The 16,518-nt window shown below is 35.1% G+C and carries 11 protein-coding genes; 3 read left to right on the top strand and 8 right to left on the bottom strand.

What is annotated here, in order from left to right:
• Window positions 1-20 precede the first annotated feature (20 nt).
• A complete protein-coding gene (locus ACMHJ2_RS13905) occupies window positions 21-1,613 on the bottom strand; it encodes an outer membrane beta-barrel family protein (RefSeq protein WP_413513466.1) in 1,593 nt (530 codons plus the stop codon).
• A 185-nt stretch (window positions 1,614-1,798) separates the two neighbouring features.
• Window positions 1,799-2,617, bottom strand: a complete 819-nt coding sequence (locus ACMHJ2_RS13900; protein ID WP_413513465.1) for a hypothetical protein — start codon at window positions 2,615-2,617, stop codon at window positions 1,799-1,801.
• A gap of 206 nt (window positions 2,618-2,823) precedes the next feature.
• On the opposite strand from ACMHJ2_RS13900, the gene ACMHJ2_RS13895 reads away from it, so the two are divergent.
• Window positions 2,824-4,362 carry a hypothetical protein gene (locus ACMHJ2_RS13895; protein WP_413513464.1) on the top strand — a complete coding sequence of 513 codons (1,539 nt, stop codon included), beginning with the start codon at window positions 2,824-2,826 and terminating at the stop codon, window positions 4,360-4,362.
• Between the two features lie 234 nt (window positions 4,363-4,596).
• On the opposite strand, the gene ACMHJ2_RS13890 is transcribed toward ACMHJ2_RS13895, so the two are convergent.
• The 5 genes from ACMHJ2_RS13890 to ACMHJ2_RS13870 form a co-directional block, all read right to left on the bottom strand.
• The gene (locus ACMHJ2_RS13890) at window positions 4,597-6,033 is read right to left on the bottom strand and encodes a TolC family protein (protein WP_413513513.1); all 1,437 of its coding nucleotides are present in this window, start codon (window positions 6,031-6,033) and stop codon (window positions 4,597-4,599) included.
• Window positions 6,026-9,190 (bottom strand): efflux RND transporter permease subunit, encoded by a 3,165-nt coding sequence (locus ACMHJ2_RS13885; RefSeq protein ID WP_413513463.1) that lies wholly within the window; start codon window positions 9,188-9,190, stop codon window positions 6,026-6,028. Before ACMHJ2_RS13885 ends, ACMHJ2_RS13890 begins: the two co-directional genes overlap by 8 nt.
• Before the next feature lie 29 nt (window positions 9,191-9,219).
• Window positions 9,220-10,305, bottom strand: coding sequence for an efflux RND transporter periplasmic adaptor subunit (locus ACMHJ2_RS13880; RefSeq protein WP_413513462.1), 1,086 nt, complete (start codon window positions 10,303-10,305; stop codon window positions 9,220-9,222).
• 120 nt (window positions 10,306-10,425) lie between these two features.
• Window positions 10,426-10,827, bottom strand: a complete 402-nt coding sequence (locus ACMHJ2_RS13875) for a hypothetical protein (protein ID WP_413513461.1) — start codon at window positions 10,825-10,827, stop codon at window positions 10,426-10,428.
• 136 nt (window positions 10,828-10,963) lie between these two features.
• On the bottom strand, window positions 10,964-11,932 hold the full coding sequence (locus tag ACMHJ2_RS13870) for an aminodeoxychorismate synthase component I (protein ID WP_413513460.1): 969 nt from the start codon (window positions 11,930-11,932) through the stop codon (window positions 10,964-10,966).
• Window positions 11,933-11,972: 40 nt separating this feature from the next.
• Between ACMHJ2_RS13870 and ACMHJ2_RS13865 the strand changes: the two genes are divergently transcribed.
• Both ACMHJ2_RS13865 and mdtD read left to right on the top strand, forming a co-directional pair.
• Window positions 11,973-12,551 carry an anthranilate synthase component II gene (locus tag ACMHJ2_RS13865; protein ID WP_413513459.1) on the top strand — a complete coding sequence of 193 codons (579 nt, stop codon included), beginning with the start codon at window positions 11,973-11,975 and terminating at the stop codon, window positions 12,549-12,551.
• 174 nt (window positions 12,552-12,725) lie between these two features.
• Window positions 12,726-14,153, top strand: a complete 1,428-nt coding sequence (gene mdtD / locus ACMHJ2_RS13860) for a multidrug transporter subunit MdtD (RefSeq protein WP_413513458.1) — start codon at window positions 12,726-12,728, stop codon at window positions 14,151-14,153.
• Between the two features lie 72 nt (window positions 14,154-14,225).
• Here the strand turns inward: mdtD and ACMHJ2_RS13855 are convergent, their stop codons facing one another.
• Window positions 14,226-16,493 carry a cation:proton antiporter gene (locus ACMHJ2_RS13855; RefSeq protein WP_413513457.1) on the bottom strand — a complete coding sequence of 756 codons (2,268 nt, stop codon included), beginning with the start codon at window positions 16,491-16,493 and terminating at the stop codon, window positions 14,226-14,228.
• Window positions 16,494-16,518: the final 25 nt, after the last annotated feature.

The following is a 16,518-nucleotide window of genomic DNA, read 5'->3' as shown; positions in this document are numbered from 1 at the left end:
CCTTTTTGAATCTTCATTCTTTAATTCACCCTTCCTTTTTCCTCTTCATTACTTGTACGCTGCTTTTTCAGTTCTACATTTTTATTACCTAAAGAATAAGAAAGAGATAAACGCAGATATTGTGTATCGAAGTATTGTTTAAAAGTTTGAAATATATTTTGCGTGGTGTTGGATAGTTGGATCTGATCCGTACCAAAAATATCATTTGCATTCAAGGCACATTGTAGTTTTTTAGCTAGTAGCAATAGCTTTATCCCTGCAGATACATTTGCGTTCGCACTTGTGCTCGTCCCAATGTATTGGGAAGCAAAATCTTGTTCGTAGCCAATTTCGACCGCAATTGTCTTGGCTTTGTTAAGTGTCAAACTAGTAGTACTAATAAAATAAGCCCCCAATCCAGTATATTCCGGTTTTAAGTAAGTGGTATTCGATTTGGTCTCTGTATAAAAGGTATTGAATTCAAATGCATTCGTCCACCCAGGTAGAAAATCAAGACTAGCATATAGATTTAGATTAATAATCTGTGCCGAAAAGTAATTCAATTGAATAAATTGTTGAAAGTTATGGTCTGCATTGTGAATTGTTAATTGACCGAATCCATTTTTCGTCTGTGTAAAAGACAAACTTGTATTGAATGCGTTTTTGAAGGAATGAGAAAATTCTAAATTTGTATTCAATGCGGGTTGTAAAAAAGGATTTCCCTCTTCATAAGAAGTTGTATTTAAGTACCATCGAACTGGGTTTAAATTCCCATAAGAGGGTCGTTGTATTCGCTTGCTGTATTGCAAGGAAATAGTGTGATTACTATTTACTTGGTAGGCAACATAAAGCGTTGGAAATAGTTTGATGTACTGTTTCATATTGACTTGATTCCTACTAAAAGAATCTCCTTCATTCTGCGTAGCCTCAGCACGTAATCCCGTCTTTACCTGCCATTTTTCTCCCCATGATTTAGCTCCAGAGAAATAAAGAGCTTGTGTATTTTCTCGATAGGTATATTTATCCCTTTGATGATCCCCTGTTTTTTGTATTTGAGTTGTCGTAATATCAATCTGACTATTCGTGTTTGTCCAATTCATTTTGCCTCCAAACTCAAATTTTGCCCAGGCATAAGGAAGATCAAAATCAATTTGAGTTGTCAAATTTTCAATACGTTGCTCATTGTTATTATTCAACAAAGTCAATGTCTCAGGGATATCATCTCCGTGAATTGCATGTGTAATCTGATTATTCTTTTTATCTGAAGCATACACAAAATAATCTACATCTATCGTGTATTTCTTACCAAACGTATCCAATATGGTAAGCAGTGACCCTGTAAATGCATGATGGTAATTTTTGTTTTTTGCATCGCCAACTGCAATTAATCTTTTGACTAAACGTTCCTCTTCCTTACTGCAAATACGAGTATTTCCTTCTTCCATGGTCTTGGGAAACGCATTATTTCCCAAATATTGGAAACTTATTTTTCGCTTCTTGCTCACCTCGTATCCAACATTTACAATACTTGCAAAACCATAATTTCGCACTCGATTATAAATCTTACTATTCCAGTATTCATTTGGGTAATCATATTGGATATCATTAGTGTAAACCGTTTTACTTTGCCTCATAGATGCATCTACCAAAAGACTGAACTTCCCTTCTTGGTACTTGAAGTTATTTTCAAATGATATTGATGGATAGGTTGCTTGGATATAAGAGGATCTAATGGAATTACTAAGCCTCTATCAAACAAAAATAGTACTTGTGTTTGATAGAGACCTGAATAGGGTTTCTTTCCAATGCATCGTCTCCTTTAAAAGAAGCGTTTAATAACATGAAATATTTGAACAACCTCTAGGATTGGATATTCCATGATTCCATAACTTGCATTGCGACTAGACAATTGAAGTATACCTGTTTGCCTGTTGTAATCCGCAATATCTTTGTGCAAAATATGTTCTTTGGTTACTAAAATAAATCCATACTTGGTTTGTTTAAACCCGCCTGACCATAGATCTCTATTAATTTCCCTTGCTAAAACTTCTGCTCCTTCGGGTGTATCTTCAATATTGCCACCATTCATTGTATTACCTGAAACTTCAAAGGCTTGATAATACCCTAATTCAAAGTAATCAATACTGAATTCAGCGCGATTAAAATGTCTGCTAATTTGCGTTTGATCCTTATAATTAGCCCTATAAGAGGTATGCGCTTCGAAAGGAATTTTAAAAACTTCAATATACATTTTACCTCCGGGATAAAAAGTAAATGTATTTCCTCTTTTGTTGTATAAGATTTCGGGTAATTCACTTTTAGTCAAATAAGTAGCGCCATTTTCAAACAATAGATTAACGCCTTTGGAATGCCCTTTCATAGCCTGCTCATGAACTGTTTTCGGTTGAGAGATAAACAAACTTCCCTCCCCTTTAATCAACCATTTTCGATTTAAAACGGGCACGAAAGTAACCAATCGATTAATAAAGCTAGTGCTCACGTTTACCCTCCCATTAACAATTTGAGAAAAAGAAGATTTCTTATACCCTAACTTTTGAGCAAGATCGGTGTGGTTTTTAGCCAAACCTTCAAAAATGATCCATTTAATGGCCTCATTGATGCGCTTAATTTTATCCATATCTAAAGAATTTACGAAAAATACACGAACAGTATATGTAATTTTTTAAAAAAACCTAAAACCAAGTTCGTATATTTGATTTAATACTTGAAATACAAAAATATAGAAAAAACCACAAGTAATACACAGTTTTAATTTCAATAATTCAAACAAATAGCTATTTTACATATATTTATCTAATAACCTAAATCTTAAAATCTCTATTTATGAAAATAAACTCCCCCTTAGTACTGAGTAAAGATTTTTCAAAAGATCTTCTCAAAAAATTAAACCAGTATATCGATACGCAACAAATCTACACGCTTTGGTTTGGATCTGTTTGGCAATCGAATACTGTTCAAGCAGTATGGATCTACGTTAAAGACAAAGTTAACCTATCCTCAGTATTTACTACCGCTTACCATGCCTCTTTGTATAAGGAATATCAAACCCTATTGTTTATACTCGATACAGAAGATATGAACTACCACGATTCTATAGGTAACTCTCTTTTTAAAATCAGCTTAACGAATGATCGTATTATCTATGCAAATGAAGATTGGACAGCATCCCGTCTTTTGTATAAGTCTTTGGGCTCATTTATTACCACTTACAAAGATAAACAGACGTTTTTAACTGCTTATTGCCTCGATTTTGTTCAACATCGATCTAATGGTAGTAGTTTGGCTTTCTTAAAATCTTTTGAACATGATTTAGAAACGCTGGAAATTATGTTATTTGGCGTTAAGAACAGTGCGTACAATTTTACGGAACGTCTGCTCCTTCTTGAAAAAATCATACCGAAAATGAAAACTCTTTTCGTAAAACGCAAGGCTGATGTTTACTATATTTTAGACGATTTAGCGCAGGATACTGATACCGATCAATATGCTACTTGGAATGTTGCTTTTCAGAAAATTCAAAAAAAAATAAACCGCATTGTATTAGAAGTGTTAGATGAAATCGATTTTAAAACCACATTGATTCCTCGACAACGGATCCTTAAAAAGGAAAAACAGGTCTCTTTTCAATTCAAAGAAAAACTGTTGCCTCTAATAGAAACTCATCAACTTGAAGAGCTTTATAAATTCCACGAAACACTTTATTTCCAAGAGAAAAGCCCTATGAAGCATCTCTATGTATTAGCGCTAATCAAAGAAGCTCCATCGAAAGAATTGAAAAAAATTATCCAAACTATAGAAGCCCAAAAAGAGGATGTTCGATTTACCATCATCGCTCACACCCGATTTAATATCCAAGAATATGCCTACCAGTTCTCTGATTTTTTCAAAGCTATTTTAAAACCAAAAAATCGGGTATATTCGAGTGATTATTATCCACAGATTCACTGGCATGAAACATATATGATTGATTTCGACGACTGTTCTTACCATCTAAAACAACCGTTAAAGAAAGTCAATAAAACAATTAACAAAGACTTTTTAAATCTAAAATCGGAGACTTTTATCACCTCGCATCGGTTGTTTCAATGTTTGTCTATTAAATTGCAACTCTATATTTTATATCACCTTCACTACCTGCCCAATACCGATCATTTAAACACTTTACTCAACTTGGCTTTATATGCCGAAAATAAGAGAACGCCGACCTTAAATAGTCTATATGGAGAATTATCTCCTCTACTGTTTACTTATACAACCAAAAAGAAAGAAGAGAAAAAATACAACTTAGTTTTAAATCAAGCTACCGCACAACAGCTGCAACAGTTATTTACTACTATTGAGGTGAAAGAGATTCAATCCTGAGCGAATTCCAGTAGGATTGGTTTAATCCGATGCGCTCAAACCCACGTAATGCTTTCCTTGAATTGATTACGTGGGTTTATCTGAGGGAATAGCTCTACTACTTTTATTTTTTAAACTTTCAAGAATAAGAAAAGGAGCCTAGGCTCCTTTTCTATTACTATCCCTTACGACACAAAATACAAATTCAGTGCCTTTGCAAAGGTTAGCCAATCATCAACTTTTATTCACTTTTTCTTATTGCCATCCTCCACCTAAACTCTTATAAATATCAACTACAGTAGTTAATTGTTTGGTCTTTGCTTCTACCAATTCTATTTTGGCATCCATGGCTTCGCGTTGGGTCATCAACACCTCCAAATAATCTGCTCTTGAAGAGGTAAATAATACATTGGCAATACCAACGGCATCTGATAAAGCTTGGGTTTCTTTCTTTTTATATTCAAAGACTTGTTGCATATTATTAATTTTTGCCATCTGATTGGCTACATCTAAATAAGCGTTGAGTATCTTTTTATCATATTCATACAACGCTTGAATCTGATGTGCATTTGCGGTATTAAATTCTGCTTTTATAGCACTTTTATTAATTAAGGGAGCCGCTAAATCTCCCACTAAATTATACAGAATAGATTCTGGCATTTTTACTAAATAAGTGGGTTTAAAGGCATTTAAACCAATAGCAGCCGAAATCTCTAGGGAGGGATAAAACTCTGCTCTAGCCACTTTTACGTCAAGTTTAGCTGCCTCTAATTCTAATTCAGCTTGCTTAATATCGGGGCGATTGGACAACAATTGAGAAGGAATTCCCGTGGTTACAGCTATAGGAACTAAATCCATAAACCTTTCTTTTTCTCTTTTTATAGGCTGAGGATAACGTCCTAATAACACATTCATTCTATTTTCTGCTTCTGTTATTTCTTGGCGTACACTAAATTCTAAACCCTGCGCTTTTAAAAGTTCTCCTTCAAATTTCTTAACACCTAATTCTGTTCCTCGAGCTGCTGCTTTTTGAATCTTTACGATTTCTAATGCTTTTTTCTGCAAGTCAATGTATTGCAAGGTTAAATCTAACTGATTATCTAAAGCTAATAGTTCATAGTACGTAGTTGCTATTTCTGAAATTAAGGAAGATAAAACATAATTCTTCCCTTCTACGGTTTCCAAATATCGCTTTACAGCAGCTTCTTTCGCATTATGGAGTTTTCCCCACATATCAATTTCCCATGATGCTGAGAGACTTCCTGAAAAATCACCTATATTCTCTGGTACTTTCACTCCTTTTTCTATTTCTGTACCTGCATCTCCTGCACCTTGACTCGTATATCTACCGACTTTCTCTACACCTGCACCTAAACTCGCACCAACTTTGGGTACTAATTTTCCTTTTTTAGCTAATACTTCGCTTTTTGCAACTTCAATTTCTTGAAGCGTAATCATCAATTCTTGGTTATTTTTTAAAGCTTCTTCAATTAAAACAGTCAAATTCTTATCTGTAAAAAACTGTCTCCATGGAATTAAACCTGAATTAAGGGTATCAGTTCCCTGATTATACGCCAAGGGAAGTTTGACTTTACTATCAAAATCAATAGTGGCTTGTGGCGCCTTACAACTCCATAAACCTAATCCGAGGAAGGCCAAAATGGCTCCTTTATATACGGTTGATCTATTCATCTTTTTCAATGTATTCGTAAATGGTTGATTCATCTTCATAGCGCGTTAGCTTTGTTTTTTCTGCTAGTGTTGCAAAAACATAATACAGCCCTGGTACAACTAGCAAACCGAATAGTGTACCAATCAACATTCCTCCTGCTGCTGCTGTACCGATTGTTCTATTTCCGATTGCGCCAGGACCATTTGCTAAAGCCAAAGGAATTAATCCTGCAATAAAAGCAAAGGAAGTCATCAATATAGGACGGAAACGCAAAGTTGCGCCCTCTATGGCTGATTTAAATATACTATGTCCTTCTCGGCGCATAAATATGGCAAACTCTACAATTAGCACGGCATTCTTACCGAGTAATCCGATTAGCATTACCATCGCTACTTGAGCATAAATATTATTTTCTAATCCCAATACACTCAAGCAAAAATAGGCGCCAAATATACCTGCGGGTAAGGATAAAATAACGGGTAAAGGAAGAATAAAACTTTCATATTGAGCGGCTAGAATTAAATAAACAAATCCTAAACAAATAGCAAAAATAGCCGCCGCCTCGTTTCCTCTAGATACCTCATCTTTTGAAATACCTGCCCAATCTATTCCATAGCCATGCGGTAATGTTTCTTTGGCCACCGCTTGAATTGCCTTGATTGCAGCACCGCTACTATATCCATGAGCAGGTGAACCACTGATCTCAGCCGCATTGTACATATTAAAGCGGGTATACTCAGATAAACCATATACTTTCTGTAAGGTTAAAAAAGCAGAATAAGGAACCATTTCTCCTTTGTCATTTTTCACAAACATCTTTAGTACATCTTCAGGCAATGCTCTATACTCAGGTGCCGCTTGAACCATTACTTTATAAGGTCTATCAAATTTGATAAAACTAGTTTCATAATCACTTCCTATTAATGTAGATAAATTATCCATAGCCATCGAAATAGACACTCCTTTTTGTTCTGCTTTATCATTGTCTATTTTTAATACATATTGTGGAAAACTAGCACTATAAAAGGTAAAAACAGCACTTATCTCTGGTCGTTTACTTAATTCATTCACAAATTCTTTACTCACCTTCTCCATTTGTTTGTAATCACCACTTCCTGCTTTGTCCAATAGCCTCAACTCAAATCCTCCAGCTGCTCCATAACCGGGTACAGCTGGTGGCTGAAAGAACTCAATCCTAGCTCCCGTTAATGTTTTTGATTTTTCTTCTAGTTCTTCTATAATCTCTTGGGCTGATTTATCGCGTTCTTCCCAACTTTTTAAATTGATCAAACACGATCCTGTATTTGCACTTGTTCCTTCGGTTAGAATCTCGTAGCCCGCCAATGACGACACAGATTTTACCCCATCGATTCCTTCTGCTAATTGCTGCAATTGTGAAGCTACTTGATTGGTGCGTTCTAAGGTGGCTCCTGGAGAAGTTTGAATAATCGCATAAAACATGCCTTGGTCTTCATTTGGAATAAATCCGGTTGGTAAGGTTGTATTCAGCAAATAAATCGCTATACAAAAAACGCCTAACATTCCGAATGTCACAACTCTTCTACTCACTGTTTTATTTAATACCGCTTTGTATTTATAGGCTCCCCTTGTAAACAATCGGTTGAACGCATCTAAAAAGCGATTCAACGCTGTTTTTTTTCTTTCTTTGCCGTGATTATTCTTTAGAATCATCGCACATAAGGCAGGAGTCAAGGTCAAGGCTACCACGCCTGACAATACAATTGCCGTTGCCATTGTTATGGAAAACTGACGGTAAAAAATACCTACAGGACCACTCATAAAGGCAATTGGAATAAATACGGCTGCCATGACACAAGTAATTGCTATAATAGCTCCACTGATTTCTTTCATTGCTGCTTGTGTCGCTTTATAGGGCGAAAGATGGTCTACTTCCATTTTAGCGTGCACCGCTTCAATGACGACAATGGCATCATCGACGACTACCCCAATGGCCATTACGAGTGCAAAAAGTGAAATTAGATTTAGGGTAATGCCAAATACGCTCATCAAAGCAAAGGTTCCAATTAAGGATACAGGTACCGCCAAAGTAGGAATTAACGTAGATCTCCAATCACCTAAAAACATAAATACAACAATACCTACTAATACAAAAGCTTCAACTAAGGTATGAACTACTTTTTCTATAGAAGCATCTAAAAAGGAAGATACATCATAACTAATTTCATAGTGCATCCCCTTAGGAAAGTCTTCTTTTAGTTCGGTCATTAGCTTCTTAACATTTTTAATCACATCACTGGCGTTACTTCCAAAAGATTGCTTGATGACAATAGCGGCTGATGGTTTTCCATTCAAATTAGAATAGATGTCATACATGGTGCTTCCAAATTCCACATCTGCTACATCTTTTAATCTAAGAATTTCTCCTTCTGGTGTAGATCGCAAGATAATATCCCCGTATTCTTTCTCTGTATTAAAGCGTCCTGAATATTTTAATACATATTCAAAAGCCTCTGCTCTCTTACCGGAACTTTCTCCGATACGTCCTGGAGATGCTTCTATGCTTTGTTCTTGTAGTGCCTCCATAACGTCTTGGGAAGAAATATGAAAGGCCGTCATGCGATCAGGTTTTAACCAAATGCGCATTGCATATTCTCTATTTCCAAGAATATCAGCTACGCCTACACCGCTAACTCTTTTTAATTCGGATAAAATATTAATATCCGCATAGTTGTACAAAAACTTCTGATCTGCCTTGGGATCATCACTATATACGTTTAAATACATCAACATATTGGATTCTTCACGTGTGATTTTAACTCCTTCTCGGACAACCAAAGGAGGGAGTTTATTAATGGCGGAAGAAACTCTATTTTGTACGTTGACAGCAGCTAAATTGGGGTCTGTTCCCAAATCAAAAATAACCTGAATAGAGGCTTCCCCATCATTACCAGCATTAGACTCCATATATTTCATTCCGGGTACACCATTCAACGCTCTTTCTAAGGGAATAATCACTGATTTAATCAGCAATTCACCATTTGCTCCAGGGTATTCGGCTGTAATATTTACTTTAGGTGGAGAAATGGAAGGAAATTGGGTTATGGGCAATTTCAAAAGGGATAATACCCCAAGAAATACGATAATCAACGAAATAACAATCGACAGAACGGGTCTGCGAATAAAGGTTTTAAACATATCAATTCAATGAATTACTTAATACTAGACTAGTCTGCACTTAAATGCAAGGATTTCAATACCTTTTTAGGCTCTTGGTAGTTTGTCTGGATATGATCTCCTTCTTTTACCTTTTGAATTCCTTCTAGAAGAATGTAGTCTTTTGTAGAGATATCCTCTTGATTTATAACGTATAAATCCGGTAATTCAGCATTAATAGTAATCGGTTTAGCCTGTACCTCACCTTTTTTATTTACTACAAAAACATATTTTTTATCTTGTCTTTCGTAGGTTACTTTTTGTGGTATAATCCATGCTTTTTCTAATGCAATTGACAGGCGTACCTTGCCCGTTTCACCATTTCTCAATAGTTTATCGGGATTGGGAAATTTAGCGCGAAAAGCAATATTACCTGTTTCATTATTAAACTCTCCCTCTATAATTTCAATTTTACCTTTATAGGGTAATACTTTACTGTTTGCCATCACGAGTTCTACTACATCACTTCCCTTACTTTTAGGATTTGTCTGATAGTTTAAATATTCCACTTCTGACACATTAAAATAGGCATACATTGCTGTATTATCAGAGAGTGTTGTTAGGAGCTCCCCTTCATCCAACAGACTTCCTAAACGCTTAGACAGATGTCCAACATAACCTGAAAAGGGTGCTCTAATCTCGGTATAATTCAAGTGAATTTGTGCTAACTGCATTTCTGCTTTCGCTTTTTGCAAATGTGCTAAAGCAACTGCCTTCTCACTGCTAGAAACCACATTATTAGTGGTTAAGGTTTCTACATTTTGTACTTCAATTTGAGCCTCTGCTACTTCTGCTTTTGATTTTGCTAACTCCGCTTTATGCAGTTGAGGTTGAATGCGAAACAACAATTGCCCTTGAGAGACATATTGCCCTTCATCAACAAGAATAGCCTCTAAATAACCTTTTTCTTGGGTTCGAACCTCAATGTTTTTTACGGATTTAATTTGGGAAACATAGTCTTTGACTACAACAGTATCCATAACTATAGGGTTGGTAACTGGATAATCCATACCTTTTTCTTTTTCCTGTTTATGAGAATTACAGCTAAATAACCCCAAAACAGTACTTAGAGAAACAATAAATGCTACTCTTTTCATACAATACATTTTGCTAATTAAATTGATTTAAAAGTCGAAGCTTATCCTTAAGCCTCGCTATTTATCGCCTAACTAAGATTGTAGGCAATTAATAAAATAATCCTTTGAAACTTAGGTGAATCAAATTCTTAATATTCGATATACAATGTATTTATGATCAAATAATTGTATCAACGCTTCATACGTAGTACGGCGTCTTTTAATCGCAAAAAGGATGAAATGCAATGAAATTGCATAGAAAAACACTTTTATTAAGGTAGAAACTAAAACAAGTGAATCTGGTTTTTCTTGAAAACTAGAGTCTCCATTATCCGTTTCTATACTTGAAAAGGCATAATCTTTATTGTATTCTTGGTTGTGTTTAATTTGGAGTATTCCTAACTCTTTCATTGTATGAACAACCTCGATACCTGCAACTTGAACTTCTGGTTTTTCATAGTTTGCAGGAATACCCAATACTTTAGCACCTCCTAAAATTAGCAGGAAAAAAACAAAAAAAAGATGGGGTAGAATACGTTTCATAATTCCTACCAAATATACTACGAGATTTGAATCTACCGTTTTAGGTTAACTTTTTTTAACATGAACTAAAAAAATGGGTGATGGGTGAAGAGAAATGGGTGAAGAGAACAGTAAACCGTCCACTGTAAACTATCAATTAAATCGGAATATAGATTTTTTGTAAAATTTCCTCATATTCTTTTTCTACTTCACTTGCAAAAGTTATTCCGCCTCCACTTTTATAGAAAAATTGATCTCCCTGCTGTTCCAAAAAGCGAATCATCACTGCACTATCCAAGGAATCACCATCAAACAAGCCACAAATACCGGTATAATAGTTTCGGGCATATCCTTCGACAGCTTCAATAATTTGAATTGTTTTTGCTTTGGGTGAACCTGTTATAGATCCGGCAGGCAAAAGTTTGGCCAACCTATCACCTAGTGTATCCTGCCATCCTTCTGGTAAATCACCACTAATTTGCGAGCTCATTTGCAACAATTCTCCTTTAGAGGTTTGTAGTTTATCCAAATAACGAAAGCGATCGACTCTTACATTTTTGGATACAATATTCAAATCATTGCGTATTAAATCAACAATCGTATAATGTTCTGCGGTTTCTTTTTCGTCTTGTAAAATCAATTCTTCAGCTTTAGGAATAGCGGCATTAATTGTTCCTTTCATGGGAAAGGAATAAATTCTATTGGCTTTTATTTGAACAAAAATTTCAGGTGAAAAGCATACAAATTCAGACTTTACCCAAAGTTTATATTTTGCTTTACTCGCACAGAAAACATCTCTTAAGGTTCCTTGTAAATCAACAGGCGTTGATACGGTAAGGTTCATCAAATACGTATTGCCTTTTTGTATTTGCTCTACAACCTGATCAAATTTTTGTTGATAGGCTTCTAAAGGAATGGGATGGGCACTTAATTGAGGGATTTGAAATTCTACTTGTTCTTTATGGTTGGTTTTTGTATTAAAATGATATAGAATTTCATCGGCATCAATAGCATCTAAGGGAATCACTTGCCCTATTTCTCCTTGGTAGTCTACAAAAAATAAAAAAGGTTTTCTTGCCTTTCCCAATTCATTCATACTTGAGATAATTGTATCTTTGATGCCCATAGTCTAATTGTAAATTGAAGGTCAAAAATACAAATTGTTTATGAGCAAGAAGAAGGAAATTATTATTATCGATAATCGAGATTCATTTACTTACAATTTGTATCAAATTTTTGATGAACATCCCCTTTGTACTATACAAGTAATCCAAAGTGATGAGGTTCAAGTAGAGGATTTAGCGCGTTATGATCAACTTGTATTAGCACCAGGTCCAGATGTTCCTCAAGCCTACCCCATCTTGTTTGATATCATAGCGCATTATGAACACACCAAACCTATTTTAGGGGTTTGCCTTGGGCATCAAGCTTTGGGTGTATATTATGGAGCAGAGCTCTACAATGTACAGCAGGTATTTCACGGGCAAGCTCGTGCTTTAGAAATAACAACTCCTGATTTGCTTTTTCAAAATATTGAAAATCACACAAAGGTCGGTTTATATCATTCCTGGGCACTAGCACAACACAATTTTCCGGACGAATTAACGATGACCGCTTTAAGTAGTGATCAAATTCTCATGGCATTCAGGCATAAAACCAAAAACGTTAGAGGTATTCAGTTTCATCCCGAATCATATATAACAAAAGACGGGCGACAAATGATTGCCAATTGGATTGAACAATAGCCAAATAAAAAAGTAATCTTTCTCTTTTTACCCTCACAACCCTTCCGTTTTTAGAGGAATTCACTCGTGCAAAGTATTCCTTTTAAATTCAAATCATAAATCTTCTAAAAAATATTGTCAAGCTAGATGGAATTTGGTAAATTCAATCTCTAGTATGCCAAACTTATTTTTTACATGAAAGCCGGAATAATTCAGGATCCAAAAGTTCAGAAATACCTCCCCTATTTAGGTGCATTAGCTATTTTTATGCAGGCTTTAGACGGGACAATTTTAAATACGGGTCTTCCATCTATCGCCAAAAGTTTAGGAGAATCTCCTTTAGAAATGCAAAGTATTATTGTATCTTATACCCTAACTGTTGCTTTACTTATTCCTCTGAGTGGCTGGTTAGCGGATCGCTTTGGTACAAAACGCATTTTTATTCTTGCTGTTGCTCTTTTTACATTGGGTTCTTTATTTTGTGCTTTATCTAATACTTTAAATGAATTAATCTATGCTCGTATATTTCAAGCCATTGGCGGTTCGATGATGGTTCCTGTTGCCCGATTAACCTTATTATACGCTTATCCGAAAGATCAATTATTAAAAATCATCAATTTCATTACTATTCCTGCTTTGATTGGCCCCATGTTAGGTCCTACTGCGGGTGGTTTTTTAGTTGAAAAATTATCTTGGCATTGGATTTTCTTAATTAATCTACCTGTAGGAATTATAGTGATTATTATGGCGCGTTCCATTATTCCTAATTTCACGAATAAAGTAGAGCGTTTTGATTTAGTAGGTTGGGTTTTATTTAGTGGAGGACTAACCATGTTAACCCTAGTTATTGAGCGATGGAATTCCCCACAGTTAGGTGTATTCCAATTAGTTGGTTTATTTCTATTAGCGATTTTACTTATTGTAGCTTATATCCTATATGCTAAAAAAAATACACGCCCTTTAATTAAGCTCGACTTATTTAAAATTAAAACTTTAAATATTGGTTTAATCGGCAATTTAGTAACGCGATTTGGAATTGGCGGTATGCCTTTAATGATTCCTCTTTTGTTGCAATTGGGCTTCGGTTATTCCGCTTTTTATGCGGGGTTAATGATGATTCCACAAGCGCTATCTAACCTAATTTCGAGAAATTTTGTCATCCCTATTGTCAAGCGATTTGGCTATAAAAAGACCTTGGTTTTCAATACGATTGCCACGGGAATCCTCATTAGTCTTTTTTTCTTTGTTACCCAAGAAACTCCTTTTTTTATCATTATTTTACTCATGGTGTGTAATGGGGCTTTTAATGCGGTACAATTCACTTCGATGAATACCATTTCCTTAGCTGATTTAGATACGACTACTTCTAGTGATGGCAATAGTTTACTTTCTGTTACGCAGCAATTGGCAATTAGTTTAGGCATTTCTATTTCTGCCATGTTTTTACAGGTATTTAGAAATAGTTCCATTGATACAATAGATCAACCAACTGCGGTATTTAATTATACTTTTTTAGTTATGGGGGTTTTAACTATCCTATCTAGTGCTGTTTTTATGAAACTCAATAAATACGATGGGGCTAATTTAGCAGGTCAACAGCCAGAAAATAAACCAGAAAAATAACCTGTATCAAAAAAACCTCAAGTTTAAAAACTTGAGGTTGTGCAAATTAATATAAAAAACATAACTAAATAGTTATAATGACTGCATTAATAGCATTGATGGAGCATGATTTAACCAAATACTTCTTGTTTCAATCAATTTTTTCCAGCTGTCTAAAGTAATAAGCATTAAATCAAATTCTTCTATAAATTCTTTTGATACTACTTTATTACTAACGATGCGAATATGATTCGGTTTATATTGTTCAATGAGTCTGATTTGTTCTTTAAACTCTGTATGATTTTCTAATTCTCCGGTTGCATCTAGGATAGAAACTTGAACATCATTATTGCGAATCATCTTTTGTGCGTAGGACAACAATTTCAAATCTCCTTTACTAAATATAGGTAAGAAAACGTGTTCTAATTTTTGAAAATCCTTGTTAATCAAAATTCCCAAAGGCACCTTCGTGCGATTCATAATTTGTTGTGTACGGTCGTTAAACCACGAATTTTCAAATAACTTTTCTCTTCCTGTTACTTTATTTAGCAAGACATCCGGATTAATAATTCGCGTGGTAAAACCCAGTATATTTCCTAAAACAGAACCTCGATAAATTGAATATCCCATTTCAATTAAAAACAAATCACAGGTTTCTTGATGCACCATACTAATTACATCACTTTCAATATCATTGGAAACTTTATAATACGTTTGTACTTCTTGATCCATCTCAGTAGACTGTTCTTGGACCGCTTCAAAAATCTCTTCTTCGTATTCTTGAGTATTGAATGAATTTAATTCCTGACTATCAATCATATGCATGGCAGTAATTCGAGTATCCATACTTTCTTTACCTGTAAAAGCACTGGCTAATTTCATCAAAGGAGCTAAACTCAATTTATTTTCAAAAAACAAGAAAACTTGGTATTTTCCTATGACAACTCCTTTGTGTAGTGGTTCATCACCTAAGGGACCAAATATTTTTTTAATTAAATCCAATAAAGGACCGGTCATAAATGTCGTTGCCAAAGCCATAATAACCATCATGGCAAATACTTCGCCTGTCATTACTCCCAAATCAAAACCGATGTTTAATACAATAAGTTCCATCAAACCACGTGTATTCATCAACGCGCCAATGGTCAAACTGTCCCGCCAACTAATACCAACGAATTTGGCCGTAATCGCACTTCCCAAAAATTTACCAACTGTGGCTACTAAGATAATTAGTCCAGTTATCTTCCATAAGTAAGGTTCATTTAATAAACCGATTTCGGTACGCAATCCTGTATATACAAAAAATAAAGGCAAGAATAAGACAACAGCAACATCTTCCACTTTTTCAATGAAAATATTTCTAAACTTCATATTATCAGGCATCATCGCTCCTGTCATAAAAGCACCGAATAAAGCGTGAATACCAATTACTTCCGTACAATAAGAAGAAATAATCAAAGTTAATAAGAAGATAGCTACGGTTCCTTTAGACAATAATTTGCTATTTCCCTGATATTTTGCAATTCGACCTAAAAATGGACGAACCAATGTGAACATTACAATGACATAAATAATTGCTAAGGCAATAATGTAAAGAGAACTAACAAAACTCCCAGCCTGAACAATAGCAATAACTGCGGCTAACAAACACCAGGCAGTAATATCATCCGCCGCTGCACAAGTAATAACAATTGTTCCCAATCGCGTTTTTTGCAAGCCTCGTTCCTGAACAATTCTCGCTAATACGGGAAAAGCAGTAATACTCATCGCAATACCCAGAAATAAGCCAAAGGACAGAAAATCCACCCCTTCTGGAGCAAAGGATTCAAAAATATAATACGCCAAAGCCATTCCCAAAGCAAAGGGAATTACGATACTAGCATGGCTAATTAAAATAGCATCGTGTGCTTTATTTTTCAATATTTTGAGATCTAATTCCATTCCAATGACAAACATGAAAAGAATTAGACCGATTTGACTTAAAAAACTTAGATTACCCAGCGATTGGGCTGGAAACATAATAGCGGAAAACTCCGGAAAATAAGTACCTACTAAGGAGGGACCTAGTGCGATTCCCGCGATAATCTCACCTATTACGGAAGGTTGTCCAATTTTTTTACAGATCCAACCGAATACTCTCGCGACTAAAACAATGGTTACAATTTGTGCTAATAATAAAGCTAAGGGGCTTTCTAGATGGTGAACTAAGGCATTAAGAAAATCTTGCCAGGCACTATTTCCAGACACTACTGCTTTTGTGTTTACTTCTAACTTGGATCCTTGACTAACCACCCAATAAATTAAAGCCGTACATCCTCCAATAATAGACACATAAAGCAGTGCATTTCTATATTTTGACATAATCAAATAAGGTTTTTTAATTTCA

The organism is Myroides odoratus (genome assembly GCF_965118575.1).
In the GTDB taxonomy this organism is placed as follows: domain Bacteria; phylum Bacteroidota; class Bacteroidia; order Flavobacteriales; family Flavobacteriaceae; genus Flavobacterium; species Flavobacterium odoratum_B.
The sequence above is the reverse complement of the archived record's forward strand: the minus strand, read 5'-3'. Positions and strand labels throughout refer to the sequence as shown.

Excerpts from the sequence above, each read along its gene's own strand:
- ACMHJ2_RS13905 (WP_413513466.1), bottom strand. The coding sequence starts at position 1,613 with ATGAGGCAAAGTAAAACGGTTTACACTAATGATATCCAATATGATTAC.
- ACMHJ2_RS13900 (WP_413513465.1), bottom strand. The coding sequence starts at position 2,617 with ATGGATAAAATTAAGCGCATCAATGAGGCCATTAAATGGATCATTTTT.
- ACMHJ2_RS13895 (WP_413513464.1), top strand. The coding sequence starts at position 2,824 with ATGAAAATAAACTCCCCCTTAGTACTGAGTAAAGATTTTTCAAAAGAT.
- ACMHJ2_RS13890 (WP_413513513.1), bottom strand. The coding sequence starts at position 6,033 with ATGAATAGATCAACCGTATATAAAGGAGCCATTTTGGCCTTCCTCGGA.
- ACMHJ2_RS13885 (WP_413513463.1), bottom strand. The coding sequence starts at position 9,190 with ATGTTTAAAACCTTTATTCGCAGACCCGTTCTGTCGATTGTTATTTCG.
- ACMHJ2_RS13880 (WP_413513462.1), bottom strand. The coding sequence starts at position 10,305 with ATGAAAAGAGTAGCATTTATTGTTTCTCTAAGTACTGTTTTGGGGTTA.
- ACMHJ2_RS13875 (WP_413513461.1), bottom strand. The coding sequence starts at position 10,827 with ATGAAACGTATTCTACCCCATCTTTTTTTTGTTTTTTTCCTGCTAATT.
- ACMHJ2_RS13870 (WP_413513460.1), bottom strand. The coding sequence starts at position 11,932 with ATGGGCATCAAAGATACAATTATCTCAAGTATGAATGAATTGGGAAAG.
- ACMHJ2_RS13865 (WP_413513459.1), top strand. The coding sequence starts at position 11,973 with ATGAGCAAGAAGAAGGAAATTATTATTATCGATAATCGAGATTCATTT.
- mdtD (WP_413513458.1), top strand. The coding sequence starts at position 12,726 with ATGAAAGCCGGAATAATTCAGGATCCAAAAGTTCAGAAATACCTCCCC.
- ACMHJ2_RS13855 (WP_413513457.1), bottom strand. The coding sequence starts at position 16,493 with ATGTCAAAATATAGAAATGCACTGCTTTATGTGTCTATTATTGGAGGA.